Below are 12,056 nucleotides of genomic sequence, written 5' to 3'. Positions count from 1 at the left end.
AATAAGTGGTTTTTAGTCATCTGACTGGTTCTCCTCGCCAGGGTTTGACAGCTTATTTTGCGGGTTTGACACTTTTGCCTGCTGAGCACGTCGCTCATACTCGCCCTCCCAAACCAGCATAGTTTTTCGGTTCTTGCGAGCAAGTGCTGCGTTCTTGGAGTAATGCAGGCCCATGACTTTCGAATCTTGAGCCAGTAGATCGGAGATTTCGCGTTCGTCCTGCCCCGCCTCTCTAAGCCAAGTCGCCATCGTATGGCGAAGCCCCTTTGGTGTTAGGCCTAGGGCAATGCTGATCGGAATAGCCGCTCCGACACTTGTTTTGTTCCGACCTTTCCAGATCACCCCCTGATCCACTTGATCTTTCCGGAATTCCAATGCGTCAGTAGGATCTTGGCCAGTACAAAAAAAATCGTGGCAAGCGCAGCTCGCAACTGCGGAGAAGCAGCCTCTAGAACCGTCTGAACCTCCTCAAACGTCCAAGTCCTATACGTCTCGGGCGTGTCTTTCGGGCGCGGTTTTTTTGATCACAGCTTCTGCGAAATTCTTGGAAATTAGCCCTTTTGGGATACAAAATTTGAACACCTGGATGAGAAAGTTACGCACTCGGTTTGCCTTATCCCAGCTATATTTTTTGCTAGTTTGTCATGAATGGCAGCAAGCAGGGGCGTGTCGATAGTTGAAACGGGCGTGTCTCGTATCGGATGCAAAGTTCTGGCACACATTCGGTATTCACGCTTTGTCGCCTTCGATCTTTCCAAGAAGTGTTCCTCTGCGAAGTATGTAGAAATCAATCCACCCAGCGTCCCCGGCTTCGGCATTCTCTGCCTCATAGCATCAGACGCCGTTGATATTTTTGCGCATTCAGCCAGGAAGTCAGCAGAACCAAGTGGCTTCTTTCTAAGTCTATTTTGAGGCCGGTCAGGCGGTGATATCAGCGCATCTTGCCGTGCCGATCTCGGAATATTTTGAAACCTTTGACACGAACAATTGTCATCAAAGTCGATCCAGGATGTCTTCCCGGGTATCCGAAACCGCTCCTGACTTCACATTCTCGATCCAATCGTCGATATCCTTTCGATCCCAAAGGAGCGTGTCCTGCTTGAGCTCCACCGGACGAACTGGGCAAGTCGCTTTGAAGTGCTCTACGGGCAAGCCTGAGTAACTCGCCGCCTCTGATGGTCTCATCATGCACTTGTCGATCACGCTGATGTTGAGATTGGTCGTAGCCATCGGTTACCTCTCCCCACTAGTTTTCGTTTGCACGCAGTTCCTGCCCCGCATCCTCGGGCGTATTGATCTTGGTGGCATTTCTCTGGAACCGCTCCCAGCCAGACATCGTAAGCAGTTTTGTCTTTGAAGAAATTTCTACAAACTCCAACCTGCCATCGTTCATAAGTGCGCGAACTTGCGCAGCGCTCAACCCGACCATGTTGCCAAGTTGCTTGGGCGAAAGAAGACGCTCTTGCATCAAAGTATCCTCCTAAGCCTAAATGCTGACGAAACACTTGTTTTCGACCGCTTTGCATGATCAGGTGCGAAAACAAGAAAAAAGTGTCACTTCGAGCATGTGTGTACATTTTTGCACATAGAGCAATTGGAAATGTTGCATGGGACGCAAATCTGAAGACCTTCTCGTGGGGATCGGGGTAAGGCTAGCAATTACTCGTAACGAGATCGGCCTGTCGCAAGCGGATATGGCGAAGGTGATTGGGGTCTCGCTTCGCGCCTATCACAGCTATGAAAAAGGTGATCGAGGCTTGCCAATCGAAGCTCTGGTTGCTCTCCACGAGAAGTTCAAGTCAGACGTCAATTGGATCCTTTTAGGCGTTAAGTCTGCAAGGGTTGAGCATGACATAGAAGCTTTGCAAGAGTTTGAGACCTCTTTGGATCGGTATCTTGCGGACCAGGGCATCACGATCAAAAGTGAAAAGCGCGGCGCAATAGTCGCACGCTGGTACCGCTCTCTAACCGATGGAAAAGAAATCCAAATGGAAGATGTCTACACGTGGATCGAGCTGCTGAAGGAGTAAGTTGTGCTTTTTCGAACATTTCACACATGCATCGACATGAAATGGCCGTGCTTGAGAGAGCCAAGCAAGACATTGACCGCCTCACCGGTCCGGTCTTCAATACACTGTTCATCGCGGCAATATTGTATCTGATGTGTTGTGCGAGAAGTGGGTATTTTTCGACCTCAGAGGGGCTTGGACCTCTCGACATTCTGTTTGCCTTGTCTGCATCCGTCCTTGTCCTGGGGATCCCTGTACTGGGCCTCGCCTTACTGATCGAGCTATATCTCCGCCGCCGGATCAGCAACGCGTCGCGAGGCCCCTGAATGCTGGCGGAAATGTCGTTCGTTGTCGAGGCCCGCACAAACACTTCATGTCACTCGATCTCCTCATCACCTTTCTCTACACCTCGTCCCGACAGCGAGCGGCAAATTCATCTGAAGTTGTGTAGTGAGTATACACAATTTCACAATTGCCAACGCCGCATCGCTCGCGATCAATTTACTCCCATCCTGGTTGGAATATTGGCCACTTCTCGGAACCCTGACGTTCGCGCGAAGTACAGCGTCAAGTAAAGTGGGCTCAGAGTCGGCTTGCGGCAGCGCGGCACGCAGATCTTGGCCTGGCAGCCTCTCGCACGGGCCACGGGATGACGGCTGGCAGCCCAGAGCAGACGGTCGTGCCAGGCCCGGCGCTGGTATCGCCGCAGGTGCAAAGGTCTGGGGCCAAATTCCCGGAAGCGGACGCTCGGCAGGGCCGAGCTGCATCACGGGATGCTGCGGGTTGCACCGGAGGCGGCGGAGCGCAGATAGCGACCTTTGCAAAGTCGGCGGATCTGGTGCCATGACGAGCGATCAATGCCGCAGCCACACGAGGAAGAGCGGACCTTCGCCGCGAGTGCAGCCGCCAACCATCATCGAATGGAAGGGGGCGGACGAAGCAGTCGCTCCGGGATGTTTATTTCAATGCTTGCGCCAGCTCGTATGCACGTGTTCGTTCTTCCGCAAGCTCGATGTTGGCGGAAGCCGGAGCATCAAGGATCAAGTCGCTTAAGCTTCCCATGCCACCAAATAATCCTTCAAATAATTGTACGTTGTAACCATCAGATTTTTCTGCGACTTGGCGCACTCGTGACAGTTTCTCTGCCCAAAACTCCTGATCGTGCTTTGCAAGAATGGCTTCCAGCTTTCGCAGGCTGGAAATAAATTCAAGTACGTCCGGATGAAGCGGTTTTGGGCCCATACCTTTCCATGTCACACGAAGAAATCAGGCGTGCAAGGCTTTCAAGCAGAAGAGAGTTTGGGCTCACTACCGACTTGCGGCGTTGCAGCACCAAAGTTGCAGTAGATCCCGTACCTACCCCTATCATGGGATCACCGCAGCCAGCCCAAAGCGGTCACAGACAAGTGGTGCCGCACCGACGATGCTGCTGGTGCGAAACTTCTGGGTCAATTTCCCGAAAGCTGCTATTCAGCAAAAGTTCTCGGCCTCGGCTGATGCTGCGCCCAATTTTGGCGGCAAGCATGCCGAGCTAACGGAAGGTTAGCAGAAAACAAGCTCCCGCATTGGCTGGCACGACGCTGAGACCGCCGCCAATGGCTTCCATGGTTGCCTTAACTATATTGAGGCCCATTCCAGTGCCGCCGACGTCCCGTTTTGTCGTAAAAAACGGCTGTAGAATTTTGCCCGTGTTTCCTGTGCTGATCCCGGGACCGTCGTCTGCGATCCGCAGGCAGGTGGCGGCGCCGTCCTGATAGACAGTCAGCACGGCCTCTTGTGCGCCGTGCTGCTGAGAGTTCTCCAGCATATGGGTCAACATGATTTGCAAAGTTCGGGCCTCCACCGGCAACGGCAGGCTGACGTTTTCCAACTGGATCGCGAGGGCGGGGAAAGCCTGGGAAATTTGCGCGCGTATTTCGTTCAGGAAACAAGTTCCTGTCATGGCGCTCTGATCCGCGAGGCTGAAAGCACGCATGTTTGCTAGCAGGTCTTCCATGCGCTTGCCGCCCTTGTCCACCGTGTCCAGCAGACGGTGCCTTTGCGAAGGGGCCAAAGCGTCGTCCCGCAGCAGCTCTGTCGCGCCTTTCAGGGCGGTCAGGGGCGATTTCAGTTCGTGGGTTACATGGGCAGTGTAGGTTTTCAACGCATCCTGCTTGCTTTGAAGGCGTTCGGTCAGCGATTGGAAGCTCAGGCTCAAGTCCTCGATCTCTCGCGTGCCAAGCTGGTCCGGCGGTTTCCAGGCCTTGTCGCCGTGGCCGGCAGATTGGCTGCGCTGGATTAGCAGGCGGATCGGCCGGGTGATGAAACGCCAGAACACATAGCCGATAAGGGCCGTGGAGAGCCCGACAAAGGCTGCGGTCTTGGCAAGGTTGAAGCGCTCGCCGTAAAGAAAGCGGAAGATATGGTTTGGGGTGCGGCTGAGGTAAACCGTTCCGATCAGAGTCTGGTCCACAAAAACAGGCATCGCCACAAACACGCGCACCCGCGCGCCGCGGCTAAGGGTGTAAAGCGCTGGCGGACTGTCCTCGCGCAATCGGGTGCGCGCGACCGAGACGGATTTACCAGCAAGAGCTTTCTGCACCTCAGCGACATGTCCCAGGGATTTGCCGGTCTCGGCGGTGCCGGCAAAGACATTGCCTATGGCGTCGGTCAAACGGTAGCCCGCAAGGGTCTGCGCCTGTGCGGCCTTTGCGATGCGACCTAGCTGAGGAGCAATTGCCTGATAAGCTGCCGCGGGACGGGCAGTCATCGGTTTCGCGTCGGGGCGCGGAGGCAGGACCGTTTCGCTGTTGACTGACAGCGACGGGAAAACTGCGTGCTTGGCGGAGACGGGCCCCCAACTTGGCGGTTCGGTGCCCGAGGCGGCCGCGTAAAGCTCTGCGTAGGCGGCCGACATCACAGCGGCCTGTGTCAGCAGGCTCTCTTCGGTCTGTTGCACCAGCTGGCTGTCGTAAAAGCGGAACAGGATCAGCCCGGCGAACGGCAGGCACAGCACGATCCCCAGAACCAGCAGAACGACGGTCCAAAGCCTGGGCCGCCATTTGCGTTTCAGGCTGGCTTGCATGGGCCCATCCTTAGGCCGACGCCGTGGACTGTAACGATCCCCTCGGCGCAGCCTGCCTGCGCCAGTTTGGCTCGGATATTGCGGATATGACTGTCTATTGTGCGGTCGGAGACGTGGATGTTGTAGCCATAGAGCGTGTCAACAAGCTGGGTTCTGGAAATTACGTGATCGGGGCGGGCCAACAGGGTTGCCAGCAGCCGGAACTCGGACCCGGTCAAAGAGACAGGCGTGCCGCCGAATTGGCACAGATGCCGTTCTGCATTTAGCTGGAGACTGCCTTGCTCCAGCACCGCTTCGGGCGGTGCCGGGGTCGGAGTGCTGCGCTTGAGAATGGCCTTGATCCGGGCCACCAGCTCGCGCGGGGAGAAGGGTTTGGTCAGATAGTCGTCCGCGCCGATTTCCAGGCCGACGATCCGGTCGATTTCATCATCCCGGGCCGTGAGAAAGAGAATCGGCACGTCGGAGGATTTGCGGATCTCACGGCAGACTTCCAAACCGTCCATTTCGGGCAGTCCGATGTCTAGCACGATGAGGTCGGGGAGTTGCTGCCGGCTGGCCTTGAGCGCATTGAGGCCATCACTGGCAAACAGTGTCTCATAGCCTGCCTTTTCGACGGCGAACCCTGTCACGTCCAGGATATCGGGGTCATCATCCACAATAAGAATGCGCGCAGGCATGAAATGGCGTCCTTCAATTCTGCTGCGGATAATAGGCTTGGATCCGCCACCTCCGAAAGCCCCATTCGCGCCAGTTGGTGATCGCGCTCCTTTTTAGGTGATATCGCATCTCCCTGCCGCAGACTTGCTGGCCGGTTTCGGCCTCATGGGTAAGTATGGCGGGATATGCGTCAGCGCCAAGGTTGCAGATATAGGCAGTGTCCCGGGCCGCCAGGGCGCTGCCGTGGTTCAGGTTGTAACCGGCGATGATCTGGGCAAAGTTCACGAAGCCGCAGAGGTAGAGTGTGCCAATAAGCGCGGCAAGACTGCGGCGCAGCAGCCAAGCGGTATCGTGGCTGCGCCGGATCTGCACCACGGTCAGCAGCAGTCCCGCCAGCACCAGCGCCATCCAGATAAAGGCGGCAATCCTAAGGTAGGTCAGTGCATAGGCTTCGACATAATACTGCAGCCTCACTGCGGCTGTGACCACCAGGAAGATGTTCTGCGCAAGCCACAGGTAGACCATGGCCCGCAACGTTCGGTCCGCTCCGGTCATGTGGCGGGTGACCAGTGTGAACACCCCCGCCAGCAAGGCCGTTACCACCAGCGGATAGGCCCCGCGATGGGCGTAGGAGGCGTAGCTCATCCCTTCAGGCAGGGAAACGCCGCCAGTCAGGACGCCAAGGTCCATCACCGTTTGAACAAGAAACAACAGGTTGAACAGCAAGAGCGAATTGCGCACCGATACCGGGTTGATCAGAAAGGTGGCCCGGCTGGGGCCTGCCTTTGGCATGGCAGCGGGGCGCGCGGCTTTGCCCAACCATATTTCGCTGAGGTTGAGGCAAGGCCACAGCAGCGAGGCGATCACGCTCCAGAACAAGACCCGCTGCCAGAATTTCAGATCAAATAGGCGACTTGGGTCCAGCTCTTCCAGAAAACCTTCCAGCACCGGGTTGGCCGATGCCAGCAATGCAAGGAAAACTGTGCCCATAAGGACGGGTAACACCAGCGATGCAGCCTGGCGGCGGGCACCTGATCCGAGATCAGCGGCGGGTGCAGCGGAAAGGGCATTACGCAGAAGCAGCGTCGCGCCAACAGTTGGTAGACGCAGCAAGGTGCGCAGCAGCAGCCATTCGCCAGCAGCTCGCCCATAGAAAGCCCAGACCATAAGGCAGACCAAGCCGCCGAAGCTGAACAGTACAGACAGAAATTGCAGTTCAATGACGGCTGGCAGATTGCTGAGCACTGCAAATCCTATGGCTCCGGCCCATTCCCTGGCAGTTGGCCGCCGGGGCTTCATCGCTGTGATGGCTGCTGAGATCACCAGTACGAAGACCGCGACCGATATGCCGGCCGGTTGTTCCCAGAACAGCCAATCAGCAAGCGCAACCAGCGATGCAAGAAGCGGAATTGCGTGGCGCATCCTCAAGGAGGCCAACAGCGATCTATCTCCCCATCGGCGGCTGGATTGCGCTTGGGGCGGCTCACCCGTTGTTTCCAGCCACCATGCGTCCTGCACGATGCTGTCGGGCACACCGCGAATTGTCAGTTCCTGCCTCATGTTCTGTCTCCAGCTTGCAAGTTTCTTTGCCTGGCAGGATGCCTGCAGCGTTTGCAGCTTTGGCGCGCCGTGCCCGCAACTTTCGGGGGGCTTTCGTGCAGAAATTGTGCAAAGTTCGAAAATCGAACCACTTTGCTTACGACGGGTTCGGATGCCGCGAAAACAATGAGGGTCCGCTACTGACGTCGCGGCGCGGCCAAAATCACCACTGTGTCTGGTCTAAACACCGGGAATGCAAAGCCCATTTCCTGCGCAAACGCGACCTTCGTAACAGAAGCAGTGCTAGCTCCGCTGCGGGTGCGAAGCATTTGGGCCATTTTCCCGAAAGCGGCCATCCAGCAGGTGGTGGCGGCCCCGGCTGATGCTGCGCTCCACACTAGGTGACGCGATGCGCAGTTAGTTACCTTTGCAAAGTCTCGGGGGCTGGCAGTCGGGCGGCGATCCCATGCTGGATGAGCGATGGCAGGAATAGACCTTCGCCGCACGTGCAGCCGCTAACCATCATCGAACGAACGGGATGCGGGACAAACCCGTCCTTTACCAGGAGACCCTCAGTAGCCGCTTAACCATCAGTTTCAGCCATTTGCAGTTTCCATCTTCCACGCCACCAGAAGTTTCGGCAGCGCTTCGTTCCAATCCAGTACCCCGGCGGCTTGCGCCCAGGCCTGATACTGGCGGATCAGGTCTTTCTCAAGGGCAGGATTGCAGCCCGCAAGGTCGGTTAGTTCGGTGCGGTCGGCCTCGATGTCATAGAGCTCCCAAGGGCAATCATGCAGCCGCACAAGCTTGAACTGCGCCAGCCGGATCGCGGCGTTGCCCTCGTGCTCAAAGAAGATCGGCTGTTCGCGCTGCCAGTCCTTGCCCTGAAAGAGGCCCAGCAGTGACTCTCCCTGCAGCGGCTGGATTTCATGGCCACCGACCTCGGTCTGATAGGCGGCGCCGGCGGCTTCCAGGATGGTCGGCAGGATATCGACCACGTGACAGGCCGCATAGGCATTGCCGCGCGGTTTGAACCCCAATGGCCAATGGGCCACCAGAGGGGTCGAGATGCCGCCCTCATGCACATAATGCTTGTACAGGCGGAAGGGCGCATTGGAGACATTGGCCCAGGGCTTGTCATAGCTCTGGAAGGTCTGGGCATCGCCCGGACGCAGGCCGGTCACATTGCCCATGGTTATCTGCCTGCCGTCGTGCGTTTTGTCCGGGTAGAATTTCGCCCAGCCGTCCTCGGCCATGAACTCGGCGCAGCCGCCGTTGTCGCTGAGGAAGAGGATCAGCGTGTTGTCGAACTGCCCGAGCCGTTTCAGGGCCGCGATCAACGTGCCAATCGACTGATCCATGCGGTCCACCATCGCCGCATAGGTGGCCATCTTGCTGGCTTCCCAATCCCGGTTCTTTTCCTGTTCCCAGCCATGCACGGTGCTGTCACGCGGGGAGATGTCCCAGCTGCGCTGGAACACGCCTTGACCGTTCATCGTTTCATGGCGCGCGGTGCGGATATGGTCCCAGCCTTTGTCATAGACACCATCGTATTTTGCGATGTCCTCAGGGTGGGCATGCAGCGGCCAGTGCGGCGCGGTATGGGCGAGGTAGAGGAAGAATGGCTTTTCGTCCGCCACCGCGCCTTCGATCATGCCGATGGCCTTATGGGTGATGGCGTCGGTGAAGTAGAAATCATCCGGGAAGGTTTCGACCCGGCTGTCATCCTCCAGCATGTAATGCGGCGAAAAGAAATGCGTGGCCCCGTCCATGATTCCGTAAAAGCGGTCAAATCCGCGCTGGCGCGGTGTCGGATGCTCAACATCGCCGATCCGCCAGTGGTCTACGCTGCGGGGTTCGAAGTCGCCAGCCACATGCCATTTGCCGGACATCAGCGTGGCATAGCCGCTGGCGCGCAGATGCTCGGCTATGGTGGCGCCGTCGTTGCGCAGAAACCCCTGATAGGCAGGCGTGCCCAAATTCGCGCCCATATGCCCGACGCCGGCGTTATGCGGGTAGAGCCCGGTCAGAAGCGACGCCCGCGTCGGGCAGCAGCGGGCACAGTTGTACATCGCAGACAGCATCACGCCGTCCCGCGCAAGTGCGTCGATGTTGGGGGTCTGGATTTCAGACCCGGTGCAGCCGAGATCGGCAAAGCCCATGTCATCCGCGAGGATTAGGATGACATTGGGGCGACTGATTTCTGCCTGAGGGTTGTTGCTAGTCATACCGGTACATTCACTAAGACTCAGGCTGCGGGAGCGGTCGCAAGCGGGCCGCCCTCAACGGTGACCCGATGCATCAGGCGGCGGAAGCCGTGATAGTCATTGATCGCCTTGTGCCAGGTGGCGCGGTTATCCCACATGGTAATGTCACCGGCCCGCCAGCGCACGCGGCATTGAAACTCTGGCTGCTGGCAATGGGCATAAAGCATGGCCAGAAGCGCCGAGGATTCTTCCGGGTTCAGTCCTTCAATGCGGGTGGTGAAGACCGGGTTCACAAAGAGGCCGCGCCGTCCGCTCAGCGGATGGGGGATGACCACCGGATGACGGACATCCTGGGTGGCGGCCTCTGCATTGCCCAGACGGCCCGATTTCACCGCCTCGCTGTCCATCGCGGCGGCGCCGAACACATGCCGCGAGGAGTGTACGGCCGTCAGACCATCAAGAAACCGGCGCATCGGTTCTGAAAGCGCCTCATAGGCGGCGCCCATGGAGACAAATAGTGTGTCGCCGCCATAGGGCGGCATCTCGATGGCGTGAAGAATAGAGCCCATCGCCGGTTCCTGATCATAGGAATGATCGGTATGCCACCCCTCACCAACGGCCTCTGTCTGGTCCTTCTCTTTCAGGACCGTGGCGATTTCCGGGTGGCCCTCAACCGGCTTGAAGAACCGGTTGACATTCACAGGTCCAAAACGGCGGGCAAAGGCCAGGTGATCCCCCGGTCCGGCGGTCTGCCCCCTCAGCACGATCACCGAATACTCCGCAAATGCGTCCCGGATGGCGCTGAAATCCTCGCTGCGGCGGATATCCGCCCCCAGGATTTCCGCACCTAGCCCGCCGGTCATTGGCAAAATGTCCATGATATCCTCCGCTGTTACCTGCAGGCAGCATAGGGCCTGCCCAAAAGCTGGAAAAACTGATTTAATCTGTTTCAAAGAGAGATTTTCCCAATGGTTCGCTTCACCCTTCGCCAACTCACCTACCTGACGGAAACCGCACGGCAGGGCGGTATTGCCCAGGCGGCGCGGCAGCTGAATGTCTCTGCCGCAGCCGTCGCCTCGGCTCTGGATAAGCTGGAGGCCGCCACCGGCCTGACCCTGTTTGACCGGTTTCCGGCACAAGGCATGCGGCTGACCCGCGCTGGCGAGACGTTCGCCACCCAGGCCGAGGCGCTGCTGGTACAGGCCTCGGCGCTGGACCGACGGGCCGCGGATCTTGCGTCAGGCCGCGCTGGCAGGATCCACATCGGCACCCATCACGCACTGGCGCAGCAGATCGTGCTGCCTGCGGTGCTTGCTTTCCGCGAAAACCATCCGGGCGTTCGTATCGAGGTGAAGGAAGCGGACTATCCGGCATTGGTGGCCGCGCTGGACGCTGGCGAGGTGGATGCGCTGGTGGTCTTTGACCAGGGGTTCGATCCCGGTCGACATGAGGTTGAAGTACTTTTGGAGCTGCCGCCCTTGGTTCTGTTGTCAGGCTCACACCCTCTGGCAGCGAAAGCCCGGATCAGCCTGTCCGACCTGACCGGTCTGCCCTATATCTCCGTCTCGCCCGCTGGCCCCGGCCCCAGCTACCTGCAACTGCTGCAGGCCGCGGGCGTTCACCCCGAAGTGCCGTTCCAGTCCCAATCGCGCGAGCTGGTGCAGGCTTACGTGGGCAAGGGGTTCGGTTTTACGCTTGCAGGCTTCCCGCCCAAACAGGACTGCACAACTGAAGGCGACCCCATCGTGGCGCGGCCGCTCAAGGAAAGCATTGGTCATTACAGGGTGGTGATAGCCCGCTCGCGCCAAGCAGTGCAGACAGCGCTGATTGACCGGTTTCTAGAGGTCTGCAGGTCGCCGATCTCTGTCTCAGGCCTTGCAGGTATCCAAAGCTCTGCAAACCTTTGATGCTGCCGTTCGTCTTTTCTGCAGCATCAGTCGCGATGGGCTCTCACCAAGATTTCGCCGCCACCAGGCCGAACCTCGGCTTTTGGGACACGGATGGCAGCACATCATCGGAAACGCCGCAGGATCAATCTCTTGGCCAGAGCTGTCGATGGCTGTTCATGTCCACGCACAACAAGGGTCTTGCTGCTCAAGCATTCGGCGGCAGAGAGCCCAACCTGTAACTTAAATTTTCTCGCTGCGCGCGCTCGCAGCACGAGGCTCGCCGCATGTGCGTGATCGAGAACGCTGCGCGGCGGCAAAGATCGCGACCATTCATGCACGGTGCAGCGCGGAACAATCGCTTAAAAGTTCACGGAGCGAGGCTAGGCTCGCCATTTACAGAAATTTTTTCAATGTCGACTTTCATACATCTACATCGAGAACAGTCCGATGAGTGTGGAGATGCCGACGGCATTCCATATTGTCGCTGTCGACCATCGCGACATCCAAAGTCAGCTAGCTTTGTCGGATAACAGCGTTCGGGGGGGAAACAACCAGTAAAGCTTCAAGGAGTGCTGAATTATTCCATTAAACCAGCACTCCTTTTGCTCAAATATCTGGTTCCAGTGCGCTGCTTGGCGCGCCCTGTTCTTAGACATCGAGGATTGGCCGATTTTAGCGCTGTGGTGAGCCT

General features: G+C 57.9%; 12 protein-coding genes. 3 read left to right on the top strand and 9 right to left on the bottom strand.

Going from position 1 to position 12,056, the window contains the following annotated elements:
* Positions 1 to 12 precede the first annotated feature (12 nt).
* The 3 genes from J4721_RS15610 to J4721_RS15600 all read right to left on the bottom strand — a co-directional run bounded on the left by J4721_RS15610 (position 13) and on the right by J4721_RS15600 (position 1,468).
* Positions 13 to 249, bottom strand: a complete 237-nt coding sequence (locus tag J4721_RS15610; protein ID WP_123618791.1) for a hypothetical protein — start codon at positions 247 to 249, stop codon at positions 13 to 15.
* 744 nt (positions 250 to 993) lie between these two features.
* A complete protein-coding gene (locus J4721_RS15605) occupies positions 994 to 1,230 on the bottom strand; it encodes a hypothetical protein (RefSeq protein WP_211003072.1) in 237 nt (78 codons plus the stop codon).
* 16 nt (positions 1,231 to 1,246) lie between these two features.
* Positions 1,247 to 1,468: a hypothetical protein gene (locus J4721_RS15600; RefSeq protein WP_211003071.1), complete on the bottom strand. Its 222-nt coding sequence runs from the start codon at positions 1,466 to 1,468 to the stop codon at positions 1,247 to 1,249.
* A gap of 139 nt (positions 1,469 to 1,607) precedes the next feature.
* Between J4721_RS15600 and J4721_RS15595 the strand changes: the two genes are divergently transcribed.
* On the top strand, positions 1,608 to 2,030 hold the full coding sequence (locus tag J4721_RS15595; RefSeq protein ID WP_211003070.1) for a helix-turn-helix domain-containing protein: 423 nt from the start codon (positions 1,608 to 1,610) through the stop codon (positions 2,028 to 2,030).
* Positions 2,031 to 2,966: 936 nt separating this feature from the next.
* On the opposite strand, the gene J4721_RS15590 is transcribed toward J4721_RS15595, so the two are convergent.
* The 6 genes from J4721_RS15590 to J4721_RS15565 all read right to left on the bottom strand — a co-directional run bounded on the left by J4721_RS15590 (position 2,967) and on the right by J4721_RS15565 (position 10,354).
* Positions 2,967 to 3,251, bottom strand: a complete 285-nt coding sequence (locus tag J4721_RS15590) for a hypothetical protein (RefSeq protein ID WP_014873310.1) — start codon at positions 3,249 to 3,251, stop codon at positions 2,967 to 2,969.
* A gap of 289 nt (positions 3,252 to 3,540) precedes the next feature.
* Positions 3,541 to 5,073, bottom strand: a complete 1,533-nt coding sequence (locus J4721_RS15585) for a HAMP domain-containing sensor histidine kinase (RefSeq protein WP_211003069.1) — start codon at positions 5,071 to 5,073, stop codon at positions 3,541 to 3,543.
* Entirely contained in the window at positions 5,058 to 5,750 is a 693-nt protein-coding gene (locus J4721_RS15580) for a response regulator transcription factor (protein WP_014873312.1), read from the bottom strand. The genes J4721_RS15585 and J4721_RS15580 overlap by 16 nt, the downstream gene beginning before the upstream one ends.
* A gap of 13 nt (positions 5,751 to 5,763) precedes the next feature.
* The gene (locus J4721_RS15575; protein WP_102853891.1) at positions 5,764 to 7,290 is read right to left on the bottom strand and encodes a DUF4153 domain-containing protein; all 1,527 of its coding nucleotides are present in this window, start codon (positions 7,288 to 7,290) and stop codon (positions 5,764 to 5,766) included.
* 575 nt (positions 7,291 to 7,865) lie between these two features.
* Positions 7,866 to 9,497, bottom strand: coding sequence for an arylsulfatase (locus tag J4721_RS15570; RefSeq protein ID WP_102873860.1), 1,632 nt, complete (start codon positions 9,495 to 9,497; stop codon positions 7,866 to 7,868).
* Positions 9,498 to 9,517: 20 nt separating this feature from the next.
* A complete protein-coding gene (locus J4721_RS15565) occupies positions 9,518 to 10,354 on the bottom strand; it encodes a TauD/TfdA family dioxygenase (protein WP_211003068.1) in 837 nt (278 codons plus the stop codon).
* A gap of 90 nt (positions 10,355 to 10,444) precedes the next feature.
* Between J4721_RS15565 and J4721_RS15560 the strand changes: the two genes are divergently transcribed.
* Both J4721_RS15560 and J4721_RS15555 read left to right on the top strand, forming a co-directional pair.
* On the top strand, positions 10,445 to 11,383 hold the full coding sequence (locus tag J4721_RS15560) for a LysR family transcriptional regulator (RefSeq protein WP_211003066.1): 939 nt from the start codon (positions 10,445 to 10,447) through the stop codon (positions 11,381 to 11,383).
* On the top strand, positions 11,383 to 11,604 hold the full coding sequence (locus J4721_RS15555; RefSeq protein WP_102873863.1) for a hypothetical protein: 222 nt from the start codon (positions 11,383 to 11,385) through the stop codon (positions 11,602 to 11,604). The genes J4721_RS15560 and J4721_RS15555 overlap by 1 nt, the downstream gene beginning before the upstream one ends.
* The last annotated feature ends 452 nt before the right edge of the window (positions 11,605 to 12,056 follow it).

This window comes from Phaeobacter sp. HS011 (assembly GCF_018101215.1).
In the GTDB taxonomy this organism is placed as follows: domain Bacteria; phylum Pseudomonadota; class Alphaproteobacteria; order Rhodobacterales; family Rhodobacteraceae; genus Phaeobacter; species Phaeobacter inhibens.
This window is presented reverse-complemented; position numbering and strand designations above follow the sequence as displayed.